Annotated in this window: 26 protein-coding genes and 1 other RNA gene; 19 read left to right on the top strand and 8 right to left on the bottom strand. The window is 62.2% G+C overall.

Annotated features, from left to right (window positions below; all coding sequences use genetic code 11):
• Positions 1-139 precede the first annotated feature (139 nt).
• The 3 genes from V0R59_RS04910 to V0R59_RS04900 are packed head-to-tail and all read left to right on the top strand — an operon-like array spanning position 140 to position 3,193.
• Complete coding sequence (locus V0R59_RS04910; protein WP_330076625.1) at positions 140-1,309, top strand: amino acid ABC transporter permease; 1,170 nt, start codon at positions 140-142, stop codon at positions 1,307-1,309.
• Positions 1,310-1,319: 10 nt separating this feature from the next.
• The gene (locus V0R59_RS04905) at positions 1,320-2,417 is read left to right on the top strand and encodes an amino acid ABC transporter permease (RefSeq protein ID WP_330076626.1); all 1,098 of its coding nucleotides are present in this window, start codon (positions 1,320-1,322) and stop codon (positions 2,415-2,417) included.
• A gap of 11 nt (positions 2,418-2,428) precedes the next feature.
• Positions 2,429-3,193, top strand: a complete 765-nt coding sequence (locus V0R59_RS04900; protein WP_316920010.1) for an amino acid ABC transporter ATP-binding protein — start codon at positions 2,429-2,431, stop codon at positions 3,191-3,193.
• A 38-nt stretch (positions 3,194-3,231) separates the two neighbouring features.
• On the opposite strand, the gene algW is transcribed toward V0R59_RS04900, so the two are convergent.
• Positions 3,232-4,392 carry a Do family serine endopeptidase AlgW gene (algW, locus tag V0R59_RS04895; protein ID WP_330076627.1) on the bottom strand — a complete coding sequence of 387 codons (1,161 nt, stop codon included), beginning with the start codon at positions 4,390-4,392 and terminating at the stop codon, positions 3,232-3,234.
• A gap of 241 nt (positions 4,393-4,633) precedes the next feature.
• Between algW and V0R59_RS04890 the strand changes: the two genes are divergently transcribed.
• The 3 genes from V0R59_RS04890 (at position 4,634) to cysN (ending at position 8,377) form a co-directional block, all read left to right on the top strand.
• Positions 4,634-5,392 carry a Nif3-like dinuclear metal center hexameric protein gene (locus tag V0R59_RS04890; RefSeq protein WP_330076628.1) on the top strand — a complete coding sequence of 253 codons (759 nt, stop codon included), beginning with the start codon at positions 4,634-4,636 and terminating at the stop codon, positions 5,390-5,392.
• Positions 5,393-5,542: 150 nt separating this feature from the next.
• A complete protein-coding gene (gene cysD, locus V0R59_RS04885) occupies positions 5,543-6,460 on the top strand; it encodes a sulfate adenylyltransferase subunit CysD (RefSeq protein ID WP_042122947.1) in 918 nt (305 codons plus the stop codon).
• Between the two features lie 15 nt (positions 6,461-6,475).
• Positions 6,476-8,377, top strand: coding sequence for a sulfate adenylyltransferase subunit CysN (gene cysN, locus V0R59_RS04880; RefSeq protein WP_330076629.1), 1,902 nt, complete (start codon positions 6,476-6,478; stop codon positions 8,375-8,377).
• A 102-nt stretch (positions 8,378-8,479) separates the two neighbouring features.
• On the opposite strand, the gene V0R59_RS04875 is transcribed toward cysN, so the two are convergent.
• A complete protein-coding gene (locus V0R59_RS04875) occupies positions 8,480-8,959 on the bottom strand; it encodes an Lrp/AsnC family transcriptional regulator (RefSeq protein WP_330076659.1) in 480 nt (159 codons plus the stop codon).
• 128 nt (positions 8,960-9,087) lie between these two features.
• Here V0R59_RS04875 and V0R59_RS04870 point away from each other — a divergent pair, with 128 nt between their 5' ends.
• Positions 9,088-10,284, top strand: a complete 1,197-nt coding sequence (locus V0R59_RS04870) for a methionine gamma-lyase (RefSeq protein ID WP_330076630.1) — start codon at positions 9,088-9,090, stop codon at positions 10,282-10,284.
• A gap of 61 nt (positions 10,285-10,345) precedes the next feature.
• On the opposite strand, the gene V0R59_RS04865 is transcribed toward V0R59_RS04870, so the two are convergent.
• Positions 10,346-10,780 (bottom strand): YhcB family protein, encoded by a 435-nt coding sequence (locus V0R59_RS04865; RefSeq protein ID WP_330076631.1) that lies wholly within the window; start codon positions 10,778-10,780, stop codon positions 10,346-10,348.
• A gap of 141 nt (positions 10,781-10,921) precedes the next feature.
• Between V0R59_RS04865 and V0R59_RS04860 the strand changes: the two genes are divergently transcribed.
• The 3 genes from V0R59_RS04860 to zapE all read left to right on the top strand — a co-directional run bounded on the left by V0R59_RS04860 (position 10,922) and on the right by zapE (position 14,107).
• A complete protein-coding gene (locus tag V0R59_RS04860; RefSeq protein WP_330076632.1) occupies positions 10,922-11,557 on the top strand; it encodes an alpha/beta hydrolase in 636 nt (211 codons plus the stop codon).
• A gap of 24 nt (positions 11,558-11,581) precedes the next feature.
• Positions 11,582-12,931 carry a tryptophan--tRNA ligase gene (locus V0R59_RS04855; RefSeq protein WP_330076633.1) on the top strand — a complete coding sequence of 450 codons (1,350 nt, stop codon included), beginning with the start codon at positions 11,582-11,584 and terminating at the stop codon, positions 12,929-12,931.
• 81 nt (positions 12,932-13,012) lie between these two features.
• Positions 13,013-14,107, top strand: a complete 1,095-nt coding sequence (gene zapE, locus V0R59_RS04850) for a cell division protein ZapE (protein ID WP_330076634.1) — start codon at positions 13,013-13,015, stop codon at positions 14,105-14,107.
• A 90-nt stretch (positions 14,108-14,197) separates the two neighbouring features.
• Here the strand turns inward: zapE and V0R59_RS04845 are convergent, their stop codons facing one another.
• Positions 14,198-15,094: a GlxA family transcriptional regulator gene (locus tag V0R59_RS04845; RefSeq protein WP_330076660.1), complete on the bottom strand. Its 897-nt coding sequence runs from the start codon at positions 15,092-15,094 to the stop codon at positions 14,198-14,200.
• Between the two features lie 472 nt (positions 15,095-15,566).
• Between V0R59_RS04845 and rplM the strand changes: the two genes are divergently transcribed.
• The 7 genes from rplM (at position 15,567) to V0R59_RS04810 (ending at position 20,421) form a co-directional block, all read left to right on the top strand.
• Positions 15,567-15,995: a 50S ribosomal protein L13 gene (gene rplM / locus V0R59_RS04840; RefSeq protein WP_009404632.1), complete on the top strand. Its 429-nt coding sequence runs from the start codon at positions 15,567-15,569 to the stop codon at positions 15,993-15,995.
• Positions 15,996-16,009: 14 nt separating this feature from the next.
• The gene (gene rpsI / locus V0R59_RS04835; protein ID WP_316920020.1) at positions 16,010-16,402 is read left to right on the top strand and encodes a 30S ribosomal protein S9; all 393 of its coding nucleotides are present in this window, start codon (positions 16,010-16,012) and stop codon (positions 16,400-16,402) included.
• Positions 16,403-16,665: 263 nt separating this feature from the next.
• Complete coding sequence (gene petA, locus V0R59_RS04830) at positions 16,666-17,259, top strand: ubiquinol-cytochrome c reductase iron-sulfur subunit (RefSeq protein ID WP_330076635.1); 594 nt, start codon at positions 16,666-16,668, stop codon at positions 17,257-17,259.
• Positions 17,259-18,470, top strand: a complete 1,212-nt coding sequence (locus V0R59_RS04825) for a cytochrome b (protein WP_330076636.1) — start codon at positions 17,259-17,261, stop codon at positions 18,468-18,470. Before petA ends, V0R59_RS04825 begins: the two co-directional genes overlap by 1 nt.
• Positions 18,470-19,252: a cytochrome c1 gene (locus V0R59_RS04820; protein WP_330076637.1), complete on the top strand. Its 783-nt coding sequence runs from the start codon at positions 18,470-18,472 to the stop codon at positions 19,250-19,252. Before V0R59_RS04825 ends, V0R59_RS04820 begins: the two co-directional genes overlap by 1 nt.
• A gap of 118 nt (positions 19,253-19,370) precedes the next feature.
• The gene (locus V0R59_RS04815) at positions 19,371-19,994 is read left to right on the top strand and encodes a glutathione S-transferase N-terminal domain-containing protein (RefSeq protein WP_330076638.1); all 624 of its coding nucleotides are present in this window, start codon (positions 19,371-19,373) and stop codon (positions 19,992-19,994) included.
• A gap of 10 nt (positions 19,995-20,004) precedes the next feature.
• Positions 20,005-20,421, top strand: a complete 417-nt coding sequence (locus tag V0R59_RS04810; RefSeq protein WP_330076639.1) for a ClpXP protease specificity-enhancing factor — start codon at positions 20,005-20,007, stop codon at positions 20,419-20,421.
• Between the two features lie 50 nt (positions 20,422-20,471).
• On the opposite strand, the gene V0R59_RS04805 is transcribed toward V0R59_RS04810, so the two are convergent.
• From V0R59_RS04805 to V0R59_RS04790, 4 genes are all read right to left on the bottom strand, one after another.
• Complete coding sequence (locus V0R59_RS04805; RefSeq protein WP_330076640.1) at positions 20,472-21,050, bottom strand: BON domain-containing protein; 579 nt, start codon at positions 21,048-21,050, stop codon at positions 20,472-20,474.
• Positions 21,047-21,640: a phosphoheptose isomerase gene (locus V0R59_RS04800; RefSeq protein ID WP_330076641.1), complete on the bottom strand. Its 594-nt coding sequence runs from the start codon at positions 21,638-21,640 to the stop codon at positions 21,047-21,049. The genes V0R59_RS04805 and V0R59_RS04800 overlap by 4 nt, the downstream gene beginning before the upstream one ends.
• A gap of 123 nt (positions 21,641-21,763) precedes the next feature.
• On the bottom strand, positions 21,764-22,135 hold the full coding sequence (locus V0R59_RS04795) for a YraN family protein (protein WP_330076642.1): 372 nt from the start codon (positions 22,133-22,135) through the stop codon (positions 21,764-21,766).
• Positions 22,135-23,949, bottom strand: a complete 1,815-nt coding sequence (locus V0R59_RS04790) for a penicillin-binding protein activator (protein WP_330076643.1) — start codon at positions 23,947-23,949, stop codon at positions 22,135-22,137. Before V0R59_RS04790 ends, V0R59_RS04795 begins: the two co-directional genes overlap by 1 nt.
• A gap of 177 nt (positions 23,950-24,126) precedes the next feature.
• Here V0R59_RS04790 and rsmI point away from each other — a divergent pair, with 177 nt between their 5' ends.
• Positions 24,127-25,002, top strand: coding sequence for a 16S rRNA (cytidine(1402)-2'-O)-methyltransferase (rsmI, locus tag V0R59_RS04785; protein ID WP_330076644.1), 876 nt, complete (start codon positions 24,127-24,129; stop codon positions 25,000-25,002).
• Between the two features lie 67 nt (positions 25,003-25,069).
• Positions 25,070-25,428: RNase P RNA component class A (rnpB, locus tag V0R59_RS04780), an RNA gene on the top strand.
• Positions 25,429-25,631 lie beyond the last annotated feature (203 nt).

The following is a 25,631-nucleotide window of genomic DNA, read 5'->3' as shown; positions in this document are numbered from 1 at the left end:
CGGAAGCGCGCCGGCGGTCTGACCGCCCTGTGCAAAACCGGCGGAATCATGTCCGCGCCTCGGGGGCGCTGTTTGGGCCGGCCCGGGGTGACGTGCCTGTCACCGCGGGCCGTATCGTTCCTTCTTTTCGGGGCCTTTCATGCACAATCCACCCAGGGGCTTGTCCCTTACCGACCCACGCGTTCGCGCGTGGCTGTTCCAGATCATCACCATCGTCTTCGTGGTCGGTCTGGGCTGGTATCTGTTCCACAACACCCAGACCAACCTGCAACACCGGGGTATCACCTCGGGCTTCGACTTCCTCGAACGCAGCGCCGGTTTCGGTATCGCCCAGCACCTGATTCCGTACGTCGAGTCCGATTCCTATGCCCGGGTCTTTGTCATCGGCTTGCTCAACACGCTGCTGGTGACCTTCATCGGCATCATCCTGGCGACCCTGCTCGGCTTCATCATCGGCGTGGCGCGGCTGTCGCCGAACTGGATGATCAACAAGCTGGCGACCGTGTATGTGGAAACGTTCCGCAACATCCCGCCACTGCTGCAGATCCTGTTCTGGTATTTCGCCGTGTTCCTGACCCTGCCGGGACCGCGGGGCAGCATCAACATCAATGACACCTTCTTCATCAGCAACCGTGGCCTGAACATGCCCGGCGCGTCCCTGGCCGAAGGCTTCTGGCCGTTTGCGATCGCCGTGCTGCTGGCGATCGTCGCCGTGGTGGCGATGGTGCGCTGGGCCAACCGCCGTTTCGAGGCGACCGGCGAGCCGTTCCACAAGTTCTGGGCCGCCCTCGGCCTGCTGCTGGTGATCCCGGGCCTGAGCGTGCTGTTGTTCGGCAACCCGCTGAGCTGGGAACTGCCGCAATTGAAAGGATTCAACTTCGCTGGCGGTTGGGTACTGATTCCCGAGCTGCTGGCGTTGACCCTGGCGCTGACCATCTATACCGCAGCGTTCATTGCCGAGATCGTCCGTTCCGGCATCCGCTCGGTCAGCCACGGCCAGACCGAAGCGGCACGCTCCCTGGGCCTGCGCGAAGGCCCGACCCTGCGCAAGGTGATCATTCCCCAGGCGCTGCGGGTGATCATCCCGCCGCTGACCAGCCAGTACCTCAACCTGGCGAAGAACTCGTCGCTGGCGGCGGGCATCGGTTATCCGGAAATGGTCTCGCTGTTCGCCGGCACCGTGCTCAACCAGACCGGGCAGGCCATCGAGGTGATCGCCATCACCATGAGCGTGTACCTGGCCATCAGCATCAGCATTTCCCTGCTGATGAACTGGTACAACAAGCGCATCGCGCTGATCGAGCGGTAAGGAGACGCGCATGACTTCCCATGTTTTCAAACCCGACATGCCGCCACCGGTGAAGACCGTCGGCATCGTTGCCTGGCTGCGGGCCAACCTGTTCTCCAGCTGGCTCAACACCCTGCTGACCCTCTTCGCCCTCTACCTGGTCTGGCTGATCGTGCCGCCGCTGCTGCAGTGGTCGATTCTCGACGCCAACTGGGTCGGCACCACCCGTGCCGACTGCACCAAGGAAGGCGCCTGCTGGGTGTTCATCCAGCAGCGTTTCGGCCAGTTCATGTATGGCTACTATCCCAGCGAGCTGCGCTGGCGCGTCGACCTGACCGTGTGGCTGGCGGTGATCGGCGCGGCGCCACTGTTCATCTCGCGCTTCCCGCGCAAGGCGATCTACGGCCTGTGCTTCCTGGTTGCCTACCCGATCATCGCCTACACCCTGCTGCACGGCGGCCACTTCGGTATGACCACGGTACCGACCAGCCAATGGGGCGGCCTGATGCTGACCCTGGTGATCGCCACGGTCGGCATCGTCGGCGCGTTGCCGCTGGGTATCCTCCTGGCGCTGGGCCGGCGTTCGAAGATGCCGGCGGTGAAGGTGGTCTGCGTGACCTTCATCGAGTTCTGGCGTGGCGTGCCGCTGATCACCGTGCTGTTCATGTCCTCGGTGATGCTGCCGTTGTTCCTGCCCGAGGGCATGAGCTTCGACAAGCTGCTGCGGGCCATGATCGGGGTGATCCTGTTCCAGTCGGCGTATATCGCCGAGGTGGTGCGCGGCGGCCTGCAGGCCATTCCCAAGGGCCAGTACGAAGCCGCTGCGGCCATGGGCCTGGGCTACTGGCGCGCGATGGGCCTGGTGATCCTGCCGCAAGCCCTGAAGCTGGTGATTCCCGGCATCGTCAACACGTTCATTGCCCTGTTCAAGGACACCAGCCTGGTGATCATCATCGGCCTGTTCGACCTGCTCAACAGCGTCAAGCAGGCGGCCGCCGACCCCACCTGGCTGGGCATGGCGACCGAGGGCTACGTGTTCGCAGCCCTGGTGTTCTGGATTTTCTGTTTCGGTATGTCCCGCTACTCCATGCATCTGGAGCGCAAGCTGGACACAGGCCACAAGCGTTAGGAGTGTTTCGAATGAGTGAAGCGATCAAGCAGCCTGTCGGCCCTGAAGGCATTATCCAGATGCAGGGCGTGAACAAGTGGTACGGCCAGTTCCACGTGCTCAAGGACATCAACCTGAATGTTCGCCAGGGCGAGCGCATCGTCCTGTGCGGGCCGTCCGGCTCGGGCAAGTCCACCACCATCCGCTGCCTCAACCGCCTGGAAGAGCACCAGCAGGGGCGCATCGTGGTGGATGGCGTGGAACTGACCAACGACCTCAAGCAGATCGAGGCGATCCGTCGTGAAGTCGGCATGGTGTTCCAGCACTTCAACCTGTTCCCGCACCTGACCATCCTGCAGAACTGCACCCTGGCACCGATGTGGGTGCGCAAGATGCCCAAGCGCAAGGCCGAGGAAATCGCCATGCACTATCTGGAGCGCGTGCGTATCCCTGAGCAGGCGCACAAGTTCCCGGGGCAACTGTCCGGCGGCCAGCAGCAGCGCGTGGCAATCGCCCGGGCGCTGTGCATGAAGCCGAAGATCATGCTGTTCGACGAACCGACCTCGGCGCTGGACCCGGAAATGGTCAAGGAGGTGCTGGATACCATGGTCAGCCTGGCGGAAGACGGCATGACCATGCTCTGCGTGACCCACGAGATGGGCTTCGCCCGGACCGTGGCGAACCGGGTGATCTTCATGGACAAGGGGGAGATCGTCGAGCAGGCGGCGCCGGATGACTTCTTCGACCGGCCGCAGAACGAGCGGACCAAGTTGTTCCTGAGCCAGATCCTGCACTAAAACATTTGGGGCCGCTTAGCGGCCCCAAATCCATCGAATCAGTTCTCTTCTTCCTGTGCCGCTGGCGCCGGTGGCGGCCGCAGTCCCACCTCGGCGATCAGCTTCAATTGCTTGCCATTGCGCATCACCTCGATGGCGACTTTCTCGCTCGGCTTGATCCGCGCCACCTGGTTCATCGAACGACGGCCATCGCCCGCCGGCTCGCCATTGATGCTCAGGATCACGTCACCCAGCTGCAGCCCGGCCCGTTGCGCCGGACCATCGCGGAAGATCCCCGCCACGACGATCCCCGGGCGTCCTTGCATGCCGAACGACTCGGCCAGTTCCTGACTCAGCGGCTGCACCTCGATGCCCAGCCAGCCACGAATCACCTGTCCATGCTCGATGATCGACTTCATCACTTCCAGCGCCAGCTTGGTCGGGATAGCGAAGCCGATGCCCTGGGAACCGCCGGACTTGGAGAAGATCGCCGTGTTGATCCCGGTCAGGTTGCCGTTGGCATCCACCAGCGCGCCACCGGAGTTGCCCGGGTTGATCGCCGCGTCGGTCTGGATGAAGTCCTCGTAGTTGTTCAGGCCCAACTGGTTGCGTCCGGTGGCGCTGATGATGCCCATGGTCACGGTCTGCCCTACGCCGAACGGGTTGCCGATGGCCAGGGCGACGTCGCCGATGCGGATGTTGTCGGAACGGCCGATGGTGATCGCTGGCAGGTTCTTCAGGTCGATCTTCAGCACCGCCAGGTCGGTTTCCGGGTCGCTGCCGATAACCCGGGCCAGGGTTTCACGGCCGTCCTTGAGTGCCACCACGATCTGGTCGGCGCCGGAGGTCACGTGGTTGTTGGTCAGCAGGTAGCCTTCCGGGCTCATGATCACCGCCGAACCCAGGCTCGACTCCCAGCGTCGCTGCTTGGGCAGGTTGTCGCCGAAGAAACGGCGGAACTGCGGGTCTTCGAACAGCGGATGGGCAGCCTTGTTGACCACCTTGGTGGTGTACAGGTTGGCCACCGCGGGCGCGGCATGGGTGACCGCGTCGGCATAGGACACCGGGCCCTGGACCACGGCGCTGGTCTGTGGCGCCTGTTGCAGGTTGACGTCCTGGCTGGGCAGGCCCACCCACTCGGGAAAACGCTGGATGACCAGCAACGCGATCAGCACGCCGGTGAACAGCGGCCAGCCGAAGTAACGCAAAGCCTTGAACATTGAATCAATCCTGGGGGGAGTTGGCCCGAGCCGGTGATGCCATGGGGAGGTGACGAACGCGCGCGATCATACTGCGACAACACCTGTGCAGGAACCGCTAAATCACGCATTGCGTGACAGCGTTTGCCGAAAGCCCCCAGGTAGCTGCCGCCGGTTTCCCCAAAACAGTCGACGGCCCATAATGCTGGCCATTATACGGGCCCTTGCGCCGTGCTGAACTGCTGAATTGAGGAGTCTTTCCATGGCTGTTGCCCTGTCCACCCTGGTCGAGGAAGCCGACCGTTACCTCGGTAGCGCGAAAATCCAGGACTACTGCCCCAACGGCCTGCAGGTCGAAGGCCGCCCGCAGGTAACCCGCATCGTCAGTGGCGTCACCGCCAGCCAGGCGCTGCTGGATGCCGCGGTCGAGGCCGGGGCCGACCTGGTGCTGGTCCACCACGGCTATTTCTGGAAGGGCGAGAACCCCTGCATCACCGGGATGAAGCAGCGTCGCCTGAAGACCCTGCTCAAGCACGACATCAGCCTGCTGGCCTATCACCTGCCACTGGACGTGCACGGGGAAGTCGGCAACAACGTGCAACTGGCCCGGCAACTGGACATCACCGTCGAAGGTCCTTTGGACCCCGACAACCCGCGGGTGGTGGGCCTGGTCGGTTCGCTGGCCGAGCCGGTGTCGGCGCGCGACTTTGCCCGCCGGGTCAACGAGGTGATGGGCCGCGAGCCGCTGCTGGTGGAAGGCGAGACGGTCATTCGTCGGGTCGGCTGGTGTACCGGTGGCGGCCAGGGCTACATCGACCAGGCGATCGCCGCTGGCGTCGACCTGTTCATCAGCGGCGAAGCTTCCGAGCAGACTTTCCACAGCGCCCGGGAAAACGGCGTCAGCTTCATCGCCGCCGGGCACCATGCCACCGAGCGCTACGGTGTGCAGGCGCTGGGTGACTACCTGGCCCGCCGCTTTGCCCTCGAACACCTGTTCATCGATTGCCCGAACCCGGTCTGAACCCCTTTTGCAACCCAAACGGTCGGGCATATCCATAGATTGTTTCGTTCTAGCCGGCCTCCTAAATAGAAGCGGGTGCTGTGATAGAGTGACCCGCTCGAACACGGCCCGTCTGGCCGTCCATAAAGATCGTTTTCCCCGTGAGTAGCCATGGTCGACAAGCTGACGCATTTGAAACAGTTGGAGGCGGAAAGCATCCACATCATTCGTGAGGTGGCCGCCGAGTTCGATAACCCGGTGATGCTGTACTCGATTGGCAAGGACTCGGCCGTGATGCTGCATCTGGCACGCAAGGCCTTCTTCCCTGGCAAGCTGCCGTTTCCGGTGATGCATGTCGACACCCAGTGGAAATTCCAGGAGATGTACCGCTTCCGCGACAAGATGGTCGAGGAAATGGGCCTTGAGCTGATCACCCACGTCAACCCGGAAGGCGTTGCGCAGGGCATCAACCCGTTCACCCACGGCAGCTCCAAGCACACCGACATCATGAAGACCCAGGGCCTCAAGCAGGCGCTGGACAAGCACGGCTTCGACGCCGCCTTCGGTGGCGCGCGCCGCGACGAAGAAAAGTCGCGGGCCAAGGAGCGCGTCTATTCGTTCCGTGACAGCAAACACCGCTGGGACCCGAAGAACCAACGTCCGGAGCTGTGGAACATCTACAACGGCAAGGTCAACAAGGGCGAGTCGATCCGCGTCTTCCCGCTGTCGAACTGGACCGAGCTGGACATCTGGCAATACATCTACCTCGAAGGCATCCCGATCGTGCCGCTGTACTTCGCCGCCGAGCGTGAAGTCATCGAGAAGAACGGCACCCTGATCATGATCGACGACGAGCGCATTCTCGAGCACCTGAGCGACGAGGAAAAAGCCCGCATCGTCAAGAAGAAGGTGCGTTTCCGTACCCTCGGCTGCTACCCGTTGACGGGTGCCGTCGAGTCGGAGGCCGAGACCCTGACGGACATCATCCAGGAAATGCTCCTGACCCGGACGTCCGAGCGCCAGGGCCGCGTCATCGACCACGATGGCGCCGGTTCCATGGAAGACAAGAAACGCCAAGGCTACTTCTAATTTCAGGGTTTCATCATGTCGCACCAATCTGATCTGATCAGCGAGGACATCCTCGCCTACCTGGCCCAGCACGAGCGCAAGGAACTCCTGCGTTTCCTGACCTGCGGCAACGTCGACGATGGCAAGAGCACCCTGATCGGGCGCCTGCTGCACGACTCGAAGATGATCTACGAGGACCACCTCGAAGCCATCACCCGTGATTCGAAGAAAGTCGGCACCACCGGCGAGGAAGTCGACCTGGCGCTGCTGGTCGACGGCCTGCAGGCCGAGCGTGAGCAGGGCATCACCATCGATGTCGCCTACCGCTACTTCTCCACCGCCAAGCGCAAGTTCATCATCGCCGACACCCCGGGCCACGAGCAGTACACCCGCAACATGGCGACCGGTGCATCCACCTGCGACCTGGCCATCATCCTCGTCGACGCCCGCTACGGCGTGCAGACCCAGACCCGCCGGCACAGCTACATCGCCTCGCTGCTGGGTATCAAGCACATCGTCGTTGCGGTCAACAAGATGGACCTCAAGGGCTTCGACGAGCAGGTCTTCGAGACGATCAAGGCCGACTACCTGAAGTTCGCCGAAGGCATCAACCTCAAGCCGAGCAGCCTGCACTTCGTTCCGATGTCCGCCCTCAAGGGCGACAACGTGGTCAACCGCAGCGAGCGTTCGCCGTGGTACACCGGCCCTGCGCTGATGGAAATCCTCGAGACCGTCGAAGTCGCTGGCGACCGCAATTTCACCGACCTGCGTTTCCCGGTGCAGTACGTCAACCGTCCGAACCTGAACTTCCGCGGCTTCGCCGGCACCATTGCCAGCGGCCTGGTGCACAAGGGTGACGAGATCGTCGTCCTGCCATCGGGCAAGAGCAGCCGGGTCAAGTCCATCGTCACCTACGAAGGCGAGCTGGAAAATGCAGGCCCAGGCCAGGCCGTGACCCTGACCATGGAAGACGAGATCGACATCTCCCGTGGCGACCTGCTGGTGCATGCCGACAACGTTCCACCGGTAACCGACCAGTTCGACGCCATGCTGGTGTGGATGGCCGAAGAGCCGATGCTGCCGGGCAAGAAATACGACATCAAGCGCGCCACCAGCTACGTGCCGGGCTCGATCGCCAGCATCACCCACAAGGTCGATGTGAACACCCTGGAGCAGGGCGCTGCCAGTGCGCTGCAACTGAACGAGATCGGCCGGGTGAAGGTTGCCCTGGACGCCTCTATCGCCCTGGACGGTTACGACAGCAACCGCACTACCGGTGCCTTCATCGTCATCGACCGCCTGACCAACGGAACCGTTGGCGCCGGCATGATCATCGCCCCGCCTGTCCTGCCGCACGGCAGCACCGGCCAGCATGGCAAGCAGGCCCACGTGTCCACCGAAGAGCGCGCCCTGCGCTTCGGCCAGCAGCCAGCCACCGTGCTGTTCAGCGGCCTGTCCGGCGCCGGCAAGAGCACCCTGGCCTATGCCGTCGAGCGCAAGCTGTTCGACATGGGTCGTGCGGTCTACGTCCTCGACGGCCAGAACCTGCGCCACGACCTGAACAAGGGCCTGCCGCAGGACCGTGCCGGTCGCACCGAGAACTGGCGCCGTGCCGCCCACGTGGCGCGCCAGTTCAACGAAGCCGGCATGCTGACACTGGCCGCCTTCGTCGCCCCGGATGCCGAAGGTCGCGAGCAGGCCAAGGCGCTGATCGGCAAGGACCGTCTGGTCACCGTCTACGTCCAGGCCTCCCCGCTGGCCTGCCGCGAGCGTGACCCGCAAGGCCTGTACGCCGCTGGCGGCGACAACATCCCGGGCGAAAGCTTCCCGTACGATGTGCCGCTGGACGCCGACCTGGTCATCGACACCCAGACCACCAATGTGGAAGAGGGTGTGAAGCTGGTGCTGGATGTGCTGCGTGCGCGTGGTGCGATCTAAGCGTCAGGGCTGACAACAAAAACCCCGCTTCGGCGGGGTTTTTGTTTTCTGACGGAAGTCCTGGTGCAACATGGACCCTGTGGGAGCGGGTTCCCGCAACCTTCATATGTGCTTCTCCGAAACCGGAATCACCCGCTTCTCCTTCACCGCCTTGTACGAAAAACTCGAATAGATCTCCTTCACCCCTGGCAACGATTGCAACGTTTCCCGGGCGAATTCCCCGAAGGATTCCAGGTCGCGGGCGAGCACTTCGAGGAGGAAGTCGTAACGTCCTGAAATATTGTGACAGGCGACGATCTCCGGAATCTCCATCAGCCGCTGTTCGAAGGCCCGGGCCATTTCCTTGGTGTGGGAGTCCATCATGATGCTGACGAAGGCGGTCACGCCGAAACCCAGGGCCTTGGGCGAGAGGATCGCCTGGTAGCCGGTGATGTAGCCGCTTTCCTCCAGCAACTTGACCCGGCGCCAGCAGGGCGAGGTAGTGAGGGCGACGTTGTCGGCCAGTTCCGAGATGGTCAGCCGCGCGTTGTCCTGCAGCGCGCCAAGCAGGGCGCGGTCGGTGCGGTCGATGGCGTTGGGCAGGATTTGCCCCGACTTGGCGGATTCATGGAATTTCATGCTCGGAAAGCCCCGGAGTGGTGGTCATATTTGGAAAAATATTAGTTCATCACTGGCATAAGCTTATGGCAATCCAACAAGAGGGCATCGCCATGAGCGGCTCTAGCAAGACCCAGGGATTCGCCACCCGTGCCATTCACCATGGCTACGATCCGCAGGCCCACGGAGGGGCACTGGTGCCGCCAATCTACCAGACGGCCACGTTCGCTTTTCCCACCGTCGAGTACGGCGCGGCCTGTTTTGCCGGTGAGGACGCCGGGCACTTCTATAGCCGTATCTCCAATCCCACCCTGGCCTTGCTGGAAAGCCGCATGGCCTCGCTGGAAGGCGGCGAGGCGGCCCTGGCCCTGGCCTCGGGCATGGGTGCCATCACGGCAACCTTGTGGACACTGCTGCGTCCTGGTGACGAGGTGCTATTGGGCAGCACGTTGTACGGCTGCACGTTCGCCTTCCTGCACCACGGCATCGGCGAGTTCGGCGTCAAGCTCAAGCATGTCGACATGGCCGACCTCAAGGCCGTGGAGGCGGCGATCACCCCGGCGACGCGGATGATCTACTTCGAATCCCCGGCCAACCCCAACATGCACCTGGCGGACATCGCCGGGGTGGCGAAGATCGCCCGGCGGCATGGCGCCACGCTGATGGTGGACAACACCTATTGCACGCCGTACCTGCAACGTCCGCTGGAGTTGGGCGCGGACCTGGTGGTGCATTCAGCCACCAAGTACCTCAGCGGGCATGGCGATATCACTGCCGGCCTGGTGATCGGTGCCAGGGCGCTGGTGGATCGGATTCGTCTGGAAGGGTTGAAGGACATGACTGGCGCGGTGCTTTCCCCGCATGACGCGTCGCTACTGATGCGGGGGTTGAAGACCCTCAATCTGCGTATGGAGCGGCACTGTGCCAATGCCCAGGCGCTGGCTGAGTTCCTCGGGAAGCAGCCGGAAGTGGAGGTGCTGCATTACCCAGGCCTGCCATCCTGCCCGCAGCACGCGCTGGCGAAGAAACAGATGAGCTTGCCGGGCGGCATGCTGGCCTTCGAATTGAAGGGTGGGATCACCGCAGGGCGGCGTTTCATGAATGCCCTGCAACTGTTCTCGCGGGCGGTCAGCCTGGGCGATGCCGAGTCACTGGCGCAGCATCCGGCGAGCATGACCCACTCCAGCTACACGCCGGAGGAGCGGGCGCGATACGGGATTTCCGAGGGGCTGGTGAGGTTGTCGGTGGGGCTTGAGGATATCGACGATCTGGTGGCTGATGTTCGCCAGGCACTGAGAAGGTGTGCCTGAATTGCAGCGGGGATGAAATGAAAAGGGGCGCCATCGAGGCGCCCCTTTCCGTTCCGCTGGATCAGCGTTTCAGGCCATAGCTCTCGTCGAGCATGCCCGGAGTGTTCGGCGACTTCGGTGCATAGTCACGCGGCACCTCGGTATCCCGTGGCGGAGTCAGGCGATCGCGCGGGCCTTGGGCCGCGTCGGAGTGCAGGGCGGCCAGCAGGCGCTGGCGGGTCAGGTCGTCCAGGGCCAGGCGGTTGGCGCCATCGGCCAGGTGATCCTGCACTTCCTGGTAGCTTTGCGTGAGCTTCTTGACCAGAGCCGCAGTGCTGTTGAAGTGGGTCACCACTTCATTCTGGTAGCTGTCGAAGCGTTCCTGGATATCGTCCAGCTGCCGCTGGGTGCTGCTCGGCGCGGCGTTGGGCAGGAGGCGGGCAACCAGGAAACCAACGACGACACCCACTGCCAGGGCCAGGGTCGGCAACAACCAAACTAAGAGCGAGAGTTCCACGAGTCCTTCCTCTATAAACGGCTTTGCTTTACGTTAACGGCTCGGACCTGCGCTGTATACCGCGACGCATCGCAAATATCTCAGAACAGAATCATTCAGCTAGACGAGTCGACCCTTGCCGGGGTCACGGAGTTTAATTCCTTGCTTACCCGCGAAATTCCCGTACTCATCGACGGCCCGGTCGGTCAACTGGAGTCCCTCTACCAGGAAGTGCCCGACGCCCATGGCGTGGTGCTGATCTGCCACCCCAACCCGGTACAGGGCGGGACCATGCTCAACAAGGTGGTGTCGACCCTGCAGCGCACCGCCCGGGATGCCGGCCTGATCACCCTGCGCTTCAACTACCGTGGGGTCGGCGCCAGTGCCGGCAGCCACGACATGGGCGCCGGCGAGGTGGACGACGCCGAGGCAGCCGCGGCCTGGCTGCGCAGCAAGCACCCGGAACTGCCCCTGACCCTGCTCGGGTTCTCCTTCGGCGGCTTCGTCGCTGCGGCGCTCGGCGGTCGCCTGGAAGGGCAGGGCGTGACCCTCAAGCACCTGTTCATGGTGGCGCCCGCCGTCATGCGCCTGACTGCTGGCGAGACCGCGCCTGCCAATGCGCCGCTGACCATCGTCCAGCCCGACGCCGACGAGGTGATCGAGCCGCAAGTCGTCTACGACTGGTCCGCCGCACTGCCGCGCCCCCATGAGCTGCTGAAAGTGGCAGAATGCGGACACTTTTTTCATGGCAAGCTGACCGACCTCAAGGATCTGGTGCTGCCGCGTCTTTCGAACTGAGCCAAGCCTGATAAGCGACCAATCATGACTACGCGCATCCTCACCGGCATCACCACCACCGGTACCCCGCACCTGGGCAACTATGCCGGTGCCATCCGCCCGGCGATCCTCGCCAGCCGCCAGCCCGGTGCCGACTCCTTCTATTTCCTCGCCGACTACCACGCCCTGATCAAGTGCGACGACCCGCAGCGCATCCAGCGCTCGCGTCTGGAAATCGCCGCGACCTGGCTGGCCGGTGGCCTGGATTGGGAAAAGGTGACGTTCTACCGCCAGTCCGACATCCCCGAGATTCCCGAGCTGACCTGGCTGCTCACCTGCGTCAGTGCCAAGGGCCTGCTCAACCGCGCCCACGCCTACAAGGCCTCGGTGGACAAGAACCTGGAAAACGGCGAAGACCCGGATGCCGGCGTGACCATGGGCCTGTACAGCTACCCGGTGCTGATGGCCGCGGACATCCTGATGTTCAACGCGCACAAGGTGCCGGTCGGCCGTGACCAGATCCAGCACGTGGAAATGGCCCGTGACATCGGTCAGCGCTTCAACCACCTGTTCGGCAATGGCAAGGACTTCTTCGTCCTGCCGGAAGTGGTGATCGAAGAAAGCGTGGCGACCCTGCCGGGCCTGGACGGACGCAAGATGTCCAAGAGCTACGACAACACCATTCCCCTGTTCAGCAGCGCCAAGGAGATGAAGGACGCGATCTCGCGCATCGTCACCGACTCCCGCGCGCCGGGCGAGGCCAAGGATCCGGACAATTCGCACCTGTTCACCCTGTACCAGGCCTTCTCCACGCCTGAACAGTCCGCAGCATTCCGCGACGAGCTGCTGCAGGGCCTGGGTTGGGGCGAGGCGAAGCAGAAGCTGTTCCAGTTGCTGGACGGCCAGTTGAGCGAGTCCCGCGAGCGTTACCAGCAACTGATCGCCCGTCCGGCAGACCTGGAGGACATCCTCCTGGCTGGCGCGCAGAAAGCCCGCAAGGTGGCGACACCGTTCCTCGAACAACTGCGCGAAGCGGTCGGCCTGCGCTCCTTCCGCTCCATCGCCCAGGGCCCGGCCGAAGTGAAGAAGAAAGCCGCAAAAGCCGCGCGCTTCGTCAGCTTCCGCGAAGAGGACGGGAGCTTCCGCTTCCGCCTGCTGGGCGCCGATGGCGAGCAACTGCTGCTGTCGCGCAACTTCGCCGATGGCAAGACGGCTGGCGCGGTGACCAAGCAACTGCAGCAGGGCGATGAACTCGACGTCCGCGCCGAAGGCCTGGGCTTCAGCCTGTGGCTGGAAGGCGAGGCAGTTGCCGAAGGCCCGCAGTTCGCTGACGACGCCGCTCGCGATGCCGCCATCGACGCCCTGCGTGCCGCCCTGGCGCCTCAACAGGACTGACGGCTTATCGGAAGTCTGATTGCCATTACCCGGGGCCGTCGCTACAGTGACGGCCCGCTTTTGTTGCCTTGCTAACGAATTATGACGCCCCTAGAACGATATCAAGCAGATCTGAAACGTCCCGACTTCTTCCACGACGCGGCGCAGGAAACGGCGGTGCGCCATTTGCAGCGCCTGTACGACGATCTGATCGCGGCGCAGAACAACAAGCCGGGCATGTTCGGCAAGCTGTTCGGCAAGAAGGAGCAGGCGCCGGTCAAGGGCCTGTATTTCTGGGGCGGGGTAGGCCGGGGCAAGACCTACCTGGTGGATACCTTCTTCGAGGCGCTGCCGTTCAAGGAAAAGTCGCGCACGCACTTCCACCGCTTCATGAAGCGTGTGCACGAGGAAATGAAGGGGCTCAAGGGCGAGAAGAACCCGCTGACCATCATCGCCAAGCGTTTCTCTGAAGAATCGCGGGTGATCTGCTTCGATGAATTCTTCGTCTCCGACATCACCGATGCCATGATCCTCGGCACCCTGATGGAAGAGCTGTTCAAGAACGGCGTGACCCTGGTTGCGACTTCCAACATCGTCCCGGACGGCCTGTACAAGGATGGCCTGCAGCGGGCGCGCTTCCTCCCGGCCATCGCCCTGATCAAGCAGAACACGGAAATCGTCAACGTCGACAGCGGCGTCGACTATCGCCTGCGTCATCTGGAGCAGGCCGAGCTGTTCCACTTCCCGCTCAACGAGGAAGCTCACGAAAGCCTGCGCAAGAGCTTCCGTGCGCTGACGCCGGAGTGCACCCAGGCCGTGGAAAACGATGTGCTGATCATCGAGAACCGCGAGATCCGTGCGCTACGCACCTGCGACGACGTGGCCTGGTTCGAGTTTCGCGAGTTGTGCGACGGTCCACGCAGCCAGAACGACTACATCGAACTGGGCAAGATCTTCCATGCCGTGCTGTTGAGCGGTGTGGAGCAGATGGGCGTGGCGACCGACGATATCGCGCGGCGCTTCATCAACATGGTCGACGAGTTCTACGACCGCAACGTCAAGCTGATCATCTCCGCCGAGGTCGAGCTCAAGGACCTGTACACCGGTGGTCGCCTGACCTTCGAGTTCGCACGGACCCTGAGCCGGTTGCTGGAGATGCAGTCCCACGAGTTCCTGGCGCGGGCGCACAAGCCCTGACGGCAGCGGCAAGCTTCAAGCGACAAGCCGCAAGACTGGAGCGCGAACCGCTCTGGTCTTGCGGCTTTTTTCTTGTGGCTTGAAGCCGCTTCATGCCTCCTGCATGAACTGCTGCCGATACTGGTTCGGCGATAACGCAGTGTGCTGCCTGAACAGCCGTGCGAAGAAGCTGGCATCGTCGTAGCCCACTTCGTAGCTGATGGTCTTGATGCTCTTGCGCGTCCCCGAGAGCAGTCCCTTTGCCGTTTCGATGCGCAGCCGCTGCAGGTAATGCAGGGGCTTGTCGCCCGTGGCGCTCTGGAAGCGGCGCATGAAGTTGCGGATGCTCATGCCATGGTTGCGCGCGACGTCCTCGAAGCGGAACTTGTCGGCGAAGTGTTCTTCCAGCCAGTGCTGGATCTGCAGGATGATCACGTCCTGGTGCAGCTTCTGCCCGCCGAAGCCCATGCGCCCCGGGGTGTAGTTGCGCTGCACTTCATAGAGGATGTCGCGGGCCACGGCCTGGGCGACATTGGCTCCGCAGAAGCGTTCGATCAGGTAGATGTACAGGTCGCAGGCCGAGGTGGTACCGGCGGCACAGAACAGGTTGTCGGCGTCGGTCAGGTGCTTGTCCTGGTTCAGGTTGACCTTGGGGAAGCGCTCGGCGAACTGGTTGAAGAAGCGCCAGTAGGTGGTCGCCTCCTTGCCGTCCAGCAGCCCGGCCTCGGCCAGCCAGAACACGCCGCTGGCCTCGCCACAGAGTACGGCGCCACGGGCATGCTGCTCGCGTAGCCAAGGTAGTACTTGTGGATATCGTTGGCACAGCGTCGAGAAGTCATCCCAGAACGCTGGCAGGACGATCACGTCGGCCTCTTCCAGGCCGCTGTCGACCGGCACCAGGACATCGCTGAAGCTGCGCACCGGCTCGCCGTCGGGGCTGACCAGGCGGGTCTCGAACATCGGCTGCAGGGTCAGGCCCAACTGCTTGGCATAGCGCAGGCTGGCCAGGTGGAAGAAGTCCTTGGCCTGCATCAGGGTCGAGGCGAACACCTTGTCGATGGCAAGGATACTGACGCGCCGCAGGGGCACGTTGGGTTGGGTAAACATCATGTTCATTATTCTTATAGGGGAGAGTGGTCAATCACCGGCGGGATCGTCTTATTTTTTGGCGATTGTGTCCAGTATCCCGTCCACGACCGGTACCAGAGCCGTGCCATGGGTCACGGCGCGGGCGATGGCGGGAAATGATCCGGAAAATCAGCTTGATATTTTCTCGGTAACCCGGATAATTCGCCGTCTCTTTCTACGGTGGAAGTGATGCCCCGCCGCTGAAAAAGAACCCCGCCGAGTATTGGACGCGCTGACCCGAGCCCCCGAAAGCGTTCGTATCCGGCTGCCTTTGACCTTGTCAAAGTAAGCACTATTCAGTAAGATTCGCCGTCTAATTTTCGCTGGGCGGCCTCTGAGGCTTAATTAAAGTATGAAAACTTTTACTGCTAAACCGGAAACAGTAAAACGCGACTGGTTCGTCGTTGACGCTGCTGGTCAGACCCTGGGTCGTCTGGCCACTGAAATCGCGAGCCGTCTGCGTGGCAAGCACAAGCCAGAATACACCCCTCACGTTGACACCGGCGACTACATCGTCGTGATCAACGCCGAGCAGGTACGTGTCACTGGTGCCAAGACTTCGGACAAAATGTACTACTCCCACTCCGGCTTCCCGGGCGGTATCAAGGAAATCAACTTCGAGAAGCTGATTGCCAAGGCCCCAGAGCGCGTGATCGAGACCGCGGTCAAAGGCATGCTGCCTAAGAACCCGCTGGGTCGCGACATGTACCGTAAGCTGAAAGTCTATGCGGGCGCTACTCACCCTCATACTGCTCAGCAGCCCCAAGAACTGAAGATTTAACGGAATAGTTCATTATGTCGGCGACTCAAAATTACGGCACTGGCCGTCGCAAGACTGCAACCGCTCGCGTTTTCCTGCGTCCGGGCACTGGCAACATCTCCATCAACAACCGTTCTCTGGACGTGTTCTTCGGTCGTGAAACCGCGCGCATGGTCGTTCGCCAGCCGCTGGAGCTGACCGAAACCACCGAGAAGTTCGACATCTACGTCACCGTTATCGGTGGTGGTGTCAGCGGTCAGGCCGGTGCGATCCGTCACGGTATCACCCGCGCCCTGATGGACTACGACGAGTCCCTGCGTGGCGCACTGCGCCGTGCTGGCTACGTCACCCGTGACGCTCGTGAAGTCGAGCGTAAGAAAGTGGGTCTGCGTAAAGCACGTAAGCGTCCACAATACTCCAAGCGTTAATTCGCTCAGAGTTTCAAAAAAAGCCCGGTTCCAAGTGGAACCGGGCTTTTTTTATGTCTTGAATAAAGGGGGCTGGCCATTCGTGTGACAACTTGCCGCATAGACGCAGATCAACACCTGCGCGGGATGCAGGCCTTTGGCCAGGGTAATAACCTTGCCAGTCATGGGTCTTTTCTTTACCATGCGGCAAATTTTTAGCGCTTCAGAAATTACTTAGTAGATGCCTGTTTCAACAGGCCACAAAGCTGATGGGAGAGGACTGAATGAGCAATGACGGCGTCAATGCAGGCCGGCGTCGCTTCCTGGTTGCAGCCACATCCGTTGTGGGTGCCGCGGGAGCGGTGGGGGCTGCGGTCCCGTTCGTAGGGTCATGGTTCCCCAGTGCCAAGGCGAAAGCGGCCGGTGCACCGGTGAAGGTCAATATTGCCAAGGTCGAACCTGGGCAGCAGTTGGTGGCCGAATGGCGTGGTCAGCCGGTTTTCATCGTCCGTCGTACCGAGGAGATCCTTGGTAATTTGAAGAAGATCACCGGAGATCTCTCCGATCCCGAGTCCAAGGCATCGGTCCAGCCTGCCTACGTCGACCCTTCGAATCGCTCGATCAAACCGGAAATTCTGGTCCTCGTCGGCCTCTGCACCCACCTGGGTTGCTCGCCGACTTTCCGCCCTGAAGTCGCTCCCGTCGACCTGGGTCCGAAGTGGGTCGGTGGTTATTTCTGCCCCTGCCACGGTTCCCACTACGACCTCGCCGGCCGCGTCTACAAGTCCCAGCCGGCACCGCTCAACCTGCCGGTGCCACCGCATTCGTACGAATCGGACGAGATCATCGTCGTCGGTGTCGATCAGGAGAAAGCGTGATGAGCAAGTTCATGGAATGGGTGGATGCCCGCTTCCCCGCCACCAAGATGTGGGAAGATCACCTGAGCAAATATTACGCACCGAAGAACTTCAACTTCCTGTACTTCTTCGGCTCCCTGGCACTGCTGGTGCTGGTCAACCAGATCGTCACCGGCGTCTGGCTGACCATGAGCTTCACCCCGTCGGCCGAAGAGGCGTTCGCCTCGGTCGAATACATCATGCGTGACGTCGAGTACGGCTGGATCCTGCGCTACCTGCACTCCACCGGCGCGTCGGCGTTCTTCATCGTCGTCTACCTGCACATGTTCCGCGGCCTGCTCTACGGCTCCTACCAGAAGCCCCGCGAGCTGGTGTGGATCTTCGGCATGCTGATCTACCTGGCGCTGATGGCCGAGGCCTTCATGGGGTACCTGCTGCCATGGGGTCAGATGTCCTACTGGGGTGCCCAGGTGATCATCTCGCTGTTCGGCGCCATCCCGGTGATCGGCGACGACCTGACCCAGTGGATCCGTGGTGACTACCTGATTTCCGGCATCACCCTGAACCGCTTCTTCGCCTTGCATGTCATCGCGCTGCCGATCGTCATCCTCGGCCTGGTGGTCCTGCACATCCTGGCGTTGCACGAAGTGGGTTCGAACAACCCTGATGGTGTCGACATCAAGAAGAAAAAGGACGAAAACGGCATTCCGCTGGATGGTATTCCGTTCCATCCGTACTACACCGTGAAAGACATCGTCGGCGTGGTGGTCTTCCTCTTCGTGTTCTGTGCCGTGGTGTTCTTCTTCCCGGAAATGGGCGGTTACTTCCTGGAGAAACCGAACTTCGAGCAGGCCAACGCCTTCAAGACGCCTGAGCACATCGCACCGGTCTGGTACTTCACCCCGTTCTACGCGATTCTCCGCGCGGTTCCGGACAAGCTCCTTGGTGTCATTGCCATGGGTGCGGCCATCGCGGTGCTGTTCGTCCTGCCGTGGCTGGACCGCAGTCCGGTGCGCTCGATGCGCTACAAGGGCTGGCTGAGCAAGATCTGGCTGCTGGTGTTCTGCATCGCCTTCGTGATCCTCGGCATCCTTGGCGTACTGGCGCCGACGCCTGGCCGCACGCTGCTCTCGCAGGTATGTACCTTCCTGTATTTCGCCTACTTCATTCTGATGCCGTTCTACACCAGGCTTGAGAAGACCAAACCGGTTCCGGAAAGGGTGACTGGCTGATGAAAAAGCTATTTGCAGTATTGATTCTGGCAGTGATGCCCGCGTTGACCTTCGCCGCCGGTGAGCACGGACCCGAGTTGGACAAGGTCGATATCGACCTGACCGACAAGGCCGCCATGCAGGACGGTGCCCGCACCTTTGCCAACTATTGCATGGGTTGCCATGGCGCCAAGTTCCAGCGCTACGAGCGTGTTGCCGATGACCTGGGCATCCCCCACGAGCTGATGCTCGAAAAGCTGGTGTTCACCGGCGCCAAGATCGGTGATCACATGAACACCGGCATGCAGGCTGCCGATGCCAAGGTATGGTTTGGTGCCGCACCGCCCGACCTGACCCTGGTAGCCCGGGTTCGCGGTACCGACTGGCTGTACAGCTACCTGCGCGGCTTCTATGAGGATCCGGCGCGTCCATGGGGCGTGAACAACAAGATCTTCCCGAACGTCGGCATGCCGAACGTGCTGGTGGGGCTGCAAGGTCGTCAGGTCGTGGGTTGCAAGCAGATCCAGACCGTGGTCGACGGCAAGAAGCAGTTCGACCCGCTGACCGGTGCTCCGCTGACCCATGAAGCCTGTGACCAGCTGACCATCGTGCCGAAATCCGGTACCCTGAACGAAGAGCAGTTCGACGAGAAGGTCAAGAACCTGGTGACCTTCCTGGCCTACTCGGCCAACCCGGTCAAGCTGGAAAGCCAACGCATCGGCACCTACGTGCTGCTGTACCTGGCCTTCTTCTTCGTATTCGCCTACCTGCTCAAGCGCGAATACTGGAAGGACGTGCACTGATCACGCAGTAGTTTCTGGTAGTTGAACGCGCGCCCTGGGGCGCCTCCGGAATACCGGAGGTACCCCCAGGGCGCGTTTGCGTTTATAGCGTTTACCCATTCACGCGAGGAGGAACCTTATGGGCATGACCAACCGGTTGGCCTGCTACTCCGACCCCGCCGACCACTATTCTCATCGGGTGCGCCTCGTTCTCGCCGAGAAGGGGGTCAGCGTCGAGATCATCAGTGTCGCGGCAGGCAATCAGCCTGCCCGGCTGCTGGAGGCCAATCCGTACGGCACCTTGCCGACCCTGGTGGATCGCGATCTGGCGTTGTACGAGTCCACCGTGGTAATGGAGTACCTCGACGAGCGTTACCCGCATCCGCCTTTGCTGCCGGTGTATCCGGTGGCGCGGGCGAACAGCCGGCTGCTGATCCATCGAATCCAGCGCGACTGGTGCGCACTGGTGGACCAGATCCTCGATCCCCGAGCCAAGGACGCCATGCGCGTTCAGGCGCGAAAGGAGCTACGCGAGAGCCTGACGGGCGTGTCGCCGCTGTTTGCCGACAAGCCCTGTTTCCTCAGCGAGGAGCAAAGCTTGGTGGATTGTTGTCTACTGCCCATCCTGTGGCGTTTGCCACTCCTGGGTATTGAATTGCCACGGCAGGCCAAACCTTTGCTGGACTATATGGAGCGACAGTTTGCCCGCGAGTCTTTCCAGGCAAGCCTGTCCGCTGCTGAACGAGAAATGCGCAAGCTTTAAGGAGCTGTTGATGAACTCCAGTCGCCCCTACCTGGTGCGTGCACTGTACGAGTGGATCGTGGATAACGATTGCACGCCTCATATCCTGGTGAATGCCGAGTACCCTGCGGTGCAGGTACCCCAGGGTTTCGCCAGCGACGGCCAGATTGTCCTGAACATCTCGCCTAACGCCGTGCGCGGCCTGCAGATGGAAAATGATGCGGTCAGCTTCGAAGGCCGCTTCGGCGGGGTTGCCCACAGCCTGTACGTGCCGATCGGTGCCATCCTTGGTATCTACGCCCGTGAGAACGGCCAGGGCATGGTCTTCGAGCTGGAGCCGCCGATGGTCGATGACGAAGATGATGTCGAGCCGGATGACGATGGTCCGCCAGACGGCGGGCAGCCGCCGCGCCCGAGCGGGCGGCCAAGCCTGAAAGTGGTGAAATGAAAAAAGGCGACCCCGAGGGGTCGCCTTTTTCGTGGGGCGTTTTTTCGCGATCAGTCGATGTACTCGAACAGCTTGACGATCTTTTGCACGCCGCCCACACCTTGCACCAGGTTGGTGGCGCGATTGGCTTCCGCCTGGGTCATCAGGCCGAGCAGGTAGACGATGCCGTTCTCGGTCACCACCTTGATCCGCGAGCCGGGGATGCTGTTGTCGGCGAACATCTGGGTCTTGATCTTGGTGGTCAGCCAGGCGTCGTTGTTGCGCGCCAGCAAGGAGGACGGTTGCAGCACCTGCAGCTCGTTGTGGACTTTCTTGACCTTCTGTACCTGGCTGGCGGTTTGCTCGGCGAGGGCCTTCAGGTCGGCGCGCGGGGTCTGGCCGGCCAGCAGGACCACGCCGTTGAAGCTGCTGACGACGATATGGGAGCCCTGGTCAAGATCCGGGCTGGCCTTGGCCACGTTGACCGCGACCTTGGTTTCGATCAGCGAGTCGTCGATCTTGCTGCCCAAGGTGCGGGTGCCGCGGTCATCGTCGATCGGTGCTTCGCGGCTGGCATTGATCACCGAGCTGCAACCGCTCAGGCTCAGGCACAGGGTCAGGGCCATCAGGCCGAGGCGTCTTGGGGTCATTCTTCACTCCCGAACAGTTGGCTGTCGATCAGGTCGCAGAGGCAGTGGATCGCCAGCAGGTGGACTTCCTGGATACGTGCGGTGACGTTCGCCGGTACGCGGATCTCGACGTCTTCCGGCAGCAGCAGCGAGGCCATGCCGCCACCGTCACGTCCCGTCAGAGCTACGACAATCATTTCGCGATCATGTGCGGCCTGGATCGCCTGGATGATGTTCGCCGAGTTGCCGCTGGTGGAAATGGCCAGCAGTACGTCGCCCGGCTGGCCGAGGGCGCGGATCTGCTTGGAAAAGATTTCGTTGTAGCTGTAGTCGTTGGCGATCGAGGTGATGGTCGAGGTGTCGGTGGTCAGGGCGATCGCCGGCAGGCTCGGACGCTCGCGCTCGAAGCGGTTGAGCAGTTCCGAAGAGAAATGCTGGGCGTCACCGGCCGAGCCGCCGTTGCCGCAGGCGAGCATCTTGCCCTCGTTCAGCAGGGCGTTGACCATGATCTGGCTGGCTTGCTCGATGTGGGGTGCAAGGACTTCCATCGCCTGTTGCTTGGTATTGATGCTGGCCTGGAAAAGCTGGCGAATTCGGGATTGCATGTCCATCAGTGTGACCTTGAAAGGGGGCTGGCCGGGCGGGGATCGAAAGGTTCCCGGCACATGTCTGTGCAGCCCGCGAAGCAAAGAGCAAAAAGGTGAATGGGTAAAGATGCGTCCGTCGGCACGGGGTCAGCTGTCGAAGGCATTCTGCAGCCAGTCGAGCGGTTGTCCCGAATGGCCACTGCCTTGCAGGGCGATTACATCGAAACGGCAGGGGTGGTTGGCCCAGCGTGACTCCTCCATCAGGAAGTGCTGCGCGGCGAGCGTCAGTTTTTCCTGCTTGCGGGCATCGATGCTGCCGAGGGCGCCGCCAAAGCCTGCGTGCAGGCGATAACGAACTTCGACGAATACTACTGTATCGCGGTCGAGCATGACCAGATCAAGCTCGCCGCGCCTGCAGCGCCAGTTCCGCGCCAGAAGCACCAAGCCCTGGGCCAGAAGGTAGTCCAGGGCTTGTTGCTCGGCCGCCATTCCGGCGGCCTGGCGCGAAGGGTTGGGCATCAGCGTGGGGTGTCGGGCAGGCGCTTGATCTGGCCGCCGGCGAACTCGGCCCACGGCAGCTGGCGCTCGATGCGCTGGCCCGGGTTCATGCTCAGGCTGCCGGAGAGGCCTTCGATACGGTTGTCCGGCAGGGTCTTCAGCTGGCCCAGGCGCGGCGCCAGGCTGTAGGCGTCGACGCCCATGGCGTACAGGCGGCCCAGGCTGCCGGCGGCCTGTGGCCACTGGCGTACTACCTGCTGGCGCAGGCCGTTGCTGCTGTCGAGCAGCCAAGGGGTTTCGCAGAAGCGAATGCCGGTCATGTCGTTGTACTGGTTGACGTCGCCGCTGGCGCTGTAGACGTTGGAGGTCGCGTAGACCGGTACGTCGCCGGCGTACTGGAAGTTCAGGGTCGGCTTGATCTGCTGCGCTTGCTGCGGGGTAGAGGCGAGGAAGATGAAGTCGATGTCCTGGCGTCGCGATGGTTGTGCGGAGACGTTGCCGCCCACGGTGCTTTGCAGGCTCTTGGCGCGGCCTTCGCTCTGGCGCAACTGGAACAGGTCGGCGATCTGCTGGGCGAGGGCGACCGGCTGGGCCACGCGCTCGGCAGCGAGCAGGGTGCCGCCCTTGGCTTCCCAGTCCTGGCGGAAGGCGTTCAGCACGCGGTCGCCCCACTCGCCACTCGGCACCAGGGCCACGGCGCGGCGCATGCCGTCGGCGTAGGCGCGACGAGATACTTCGCGAGCTTCGTCCTCGGCGGCGAGGCCGAACTGGAACAGCTGCGGCGGATTGTTCTGGCCGGCGTCGCTGTAGTTCAGGGCCAGGGTGGTGATCGGCAGTTGCGGGTAGTTGGCGAGCTGCTTGACCAGCGGCTTCTCAAGAGGGCCGGCCACCAGTTGCACGCCGGCGGCCTGGGCCTGGCGGTAGAAGTCGTCGAGGGAGGTCAGGCGCGAGCTGTCGAAGACCTGGATCGCCGGCGGGTTCTGTCCGGCTTGCTGGGCCTGGAAGTGTGCGGCCATGAAGCCGTCGCGCAGCGCGCGGGCCACGCCGGCCAGTTGGCCTTCCTGGGGCAGGAGCAGGGCGATCTTGGTCAGCGGCTGGCTGGTCAGGCTTTTCAGCTTCACCAGTGGCGAAGGCAGTTGCAGTGCGGCCGGGTGCTCGGGATGCTGGGCTTTCCAGGAGTCGATGGCGGCTTGTTGCTGTTCGAGGGTGCCGGCGCTTTTAACGGCCAGGGCCAGGCTGGTCCAGCCGCCGAGGGTGTCGTTGCCGGCGCCTTGCAGTTGCTCTGGCGGCAGCGCGGCGACCAGGCTCCAGATGGCGTCATTGTTGGCCGCAGCGGCGTTGCCGCTGAGCAATGGTGCCAGGGCGATGCGCTCCTGGGCGGCGGCGAGGGTCTGGCCATCGGCTTCGAAGGCAGCGGCGTGGACGCTGCGGGTGCGCGCCTGGAGATCGGCCGGCAGCTCGTTCAGGTGGGCCAGGCTTGGGTGGCTCAGCGCGGTCAGCGCGGCTTTCGGCTGGTTGCGGCTCAGGGCCAGCTCGGCGGAGAGGGTGCTGGCGAACACCTGCTGGGCAGGTTTCAGCGAGTCGATCTGGACCTGTTCGAGGATGCGTGCGGCGCGAGCGTTGTCGTTTTGCCGGTGAGCCAGGTCGGCGGCGCTCAGGCGCAGCAAGGCGGCTTTCTCCGGCGTCTTGCTGGTGGCCGCCTGTTCGAGCAGTTGCTCGATGCTGGCGTCTGGTGTGCGTGGCAGCTCACCCAGGCTGGACGAGGGCGAACTGGCGCAGGCTGCCAGCAAGGCAGCGAGGCAGAGGGCTGAGAGCAGCCGCAGGCATGCGATCATGTAAGGGTCCTGTTACTCGATCCGATTTAACCTGCGATTGTACCCAAGCGCTGGCCGGGGCGCGATCTTGCTGGCGTGAAACCTTCGCAGCAGGTCGCAGGAAATGTCTCTGGAAGGGAATTGTTTCCGGCGATCACGCTACAATGGCGGCTTTCATCCAGATGACAGGTGTGTGCTGTGACCGATGCTCCAGGTGCTTCCAATCCCGCTGCCGGGACTCTTTATGTGGTGGCGACACCCATCGGCAACCTGGACGACATCAGTGCGCGAGCACTGAAGGTGCTGGCGGGCGTCGCGTTGATTGCCGCCGAGGACACCCGTCATTCGATTCGGCTGTTGCAGCATTTTGGCATCAATACCCCGTTGGCGGCCTGTCACGAGCACAACGAGCGCGATGAGGGCGGCCGTTTCCTCACTCGTCTGCTGGCCGGCGACGATGTCGCGCTGATCTCCGATGCCGGCACGCCACTGATTTCCGATCCTGGCTACCACCTGGTGCGCCAGGCTCGCGCGGCGGGTGTCAGCGTGGTGCCGGTGCCTGGCGCCTGCGCGCTGATTGCCGCGCTGTCGGCGGCAGGGCTGCCGTCCGACCGATTCATCTTCGAAGGTTTTCTCCCGGCCAAGGTCGCGGGGCGTCAGGCGCGCCTGAACCTGCTGAAGGAAGAGCCGCGCACCTTGATCTTCTATGAAGCGCCGCACCGCATCCTTGAATGCCTGCAGGACATGGAGGCGATCTTTGGTGGTGAGCGCCCGGCGGTACTGGGGCGTGAGCTGACCAAGACCTTCGAGACCCTCAAGGGGTTGCCGCTGGCACAGTTGCGTGAATTCGTCGAAAACGACAGCAATCAGCAGCGTGGCGAGTGCGTGGTGTTGGTGGCGGGGTGGAGTGCGCCCGAGGACGAGCAGTCGGTCAGTGCCGAAGTGTTGCGCATCCTGGAACTGTTGCTGGCGGAGATGCCACTCAAACGGGCAGCTGCATTGGCGGCGGAAATTACCGGTGTGCGCAAGAATGTGCTGTATCAAATCGCGCTGGAGAAACAGAAAAACAAATGATGTCACAGTGATATTATTTGTTTTGTCACTTGTTCTTGGCGCCTGCTCCCGTTAATCTTTCACGCGGAGAGTCGATTGGACAGTCGCTGCCTTCTTTTGTTCCGCAAAAGTAGGGGGAGGAAAGTCCGGGCTCCATAGGGCAGAGTGCCAGGTAATGCCTGGGAGGCGCGAGCCTACGGAAAGTGCCACAGAAAATAACCGCCTAAGTACTTCGGTGCCGGTAAGGGTGAAAAGGTGCGGTAAGAGCGCACCGCACGTCTGGCAACAGTTCGTGGCTAGGTAAACCCCACTCGGAGCAAGACCAAATAGGGTTCCATTGGCGCGGCCCGCGTTGGAACCGGGTAGGTTGCTAAAGACGTCCAGTGATGGCCGTCGTAGAGGAATGACTGTCCTCGACAGAACCCGGCTTACAGATCGACTCTCCACTCCTTCCTTTCTCTGCTTGGTTCGATAGCAGAAGCGCTTCGGTAATACCAAAAAAGTCTTACTCTTAATAAATCACTTTAACTTCACACTCTATTCGATTGAGTGCATTCGCATTTCCCCTCCGAAAACCCCGCCAAAGTAGCCCATTGTCTGTCCTTGTTACGCTAAATCGCCGATCTGTAAGGGTTTTCCTTATATGCGCG

It is taken from the genome of Pseudomonas ulcerans, assembly GCF_036324125.1.
Lineage (GTDB): Bacteria > Pseudomonadota > Gammaproteobacteria > Pseudomonadales > Pseudomonadaceae > Aquipseudomonas > Aquipseudomonas ulcerans.
This window is presented reverse-complemented; position numbering and strand designations above follow the sequence as displayed.

Bases quoted from the DNA above. Each gene is read 5' to 3' on its own strand.
- V0R59_RS04910 (WP_330076625.1), top strand. From the start codon at position 140: ATGCACAATCCACCCAGGGGCTTGTCCCTTACCGACCCACGCGTTCGC.
- V0R59_RS04905 (WP_330076626.1), top strand. From the start codon at position 1,320: ATGACTTCCCATGTTTTCAAACCCGACATGCCGCCACCGGTGAAGACC.
- V0R59_RS04900 (WP_316920010.1), top strand. From the start codon at position 2,429: ATGAGTGAAGCGATCAAGCAGCCTGTCGGCCCTGAAGGCATTATCCAG.
- algW (WP_330076627.1), bottom strand. From the start codon at position 4,392: ATGTTCAAGGCTTTGCGTTACTTCGGCTGGCCGCTGTTCACCGGCGTG.
- V0R59_RS04890 (WP_330076628.1), top strand. From the start codon at position 4,634: ATGGCTGTTGCCCTGTCCACCCTGGTCGAGGAAGCCGACCGTTACCTC.
- cysD (WP_042122947.1), top strand. From the start codon at position 5,543: ATGGTCGACAAGCTGACGCATTTGAAACAGTTGGAGGCGGAAAGCATC.
- cysN (WP_330076629.1), top strand. From the start codon at position 6,476: ATGTCGCACCAATCTGATCTGATCAGCGAGGACATCCTCGCCTACCTG.
- V0R59_RS04870 (WP_330076630.1), top strand. From the start codon at position 9,088: ATGAGCGGCTCTAGCAAGACCCAGGGATTCGCCACCCGTGCCATTCAC.
- V0R59_RS04855 (WP_330076633.1), top strand. From the start codon at position 11,582: ATGACTACGCGCATCCTCACCGGCATCACCACCACCGGTACCCCGCAC.
- zapE (WP_330076634.1), top strand. From the start codon at position 13,013: ATGACGCCCCTAGAACGATATCAAGCAGATCTGAAACGTCCCGACTTC.
- rplM (WP_009404632.1), top strand. From the start codon at position 15,567: ATGAAAACTTTTACTGCTAAACCGGAAACAGTAAAACGCGACTGGTTC.
- rpsI (WP_316920020.1), top strand. From the start codon at position 16,010: ATGTCGGCGACTCAAAATTACGGCACTGGCCGTCGCAAGACTGCAACC.
- petA (WP_330076635.1), top strand. From the start codon at position 16,666: ATGAGCAATGACGGCGTCAATGCAGGCCGGCGTCGCTTCCTGGTTGCA.
- V0R59_RS04825 (WP_330076636.1), top strand. From the start codon at position 17,259: ATGAGCAAGTTCATGGAATGGGTGGATGCCCGCTTCCCCGCCACCAAG.
- V0R59_RS04820 (WP_330076637.1), top strand. From the start codon at position 18,470: ATGAAAAAGCTATTTGCAGTATTGATTCTGGCAGTGATGCCCGCGTTG.
- V0R59_RS04815 (WP_330076638.1), top strand. From the start codon at position 19,371: ATGGGCATGACCAACCGGTTGGCCTGCTACTCCGACCCCGCCGACCAC.
- V0R59_RS04810 (WP_330076639.1), top strand. From the start codon at position 20,005: ATGAACTCCAGTCGCCCCTACCTGGTGCGTGCACTGTACGAGTGGATC.
- V0R59_RS04805 (WP_330076640.1), bottom strand. From the start codon at position 21,050: ATGACCCCAAGACGCCTCGGCCTGATGGCCCTGACCCTGTGCCTGAGC.
- V0R59_RS04800 (WP_330076641.1), bottom strand. From the start codon at position 21,640: ATGGACATGCAATCCCGAATTCGCCAGCTTTTCCAGGCCAGCATCAAT.
- V0R59_RS04795 (WP_330076642.1), bottom strand. From the start codon at position 22,135: ATGCCCAACCCTTCGCGCCAGGCCGCCGGAATGGCGGCCGAGCAACAA.
- V0R59_RS04790 (WP_330076643.1), bottom strand. From the start codon at position 23,949: ATGATCGCATGCCTGCGGCTGCTCTCAGCCCTCTGCCTCGCTGCCTTG.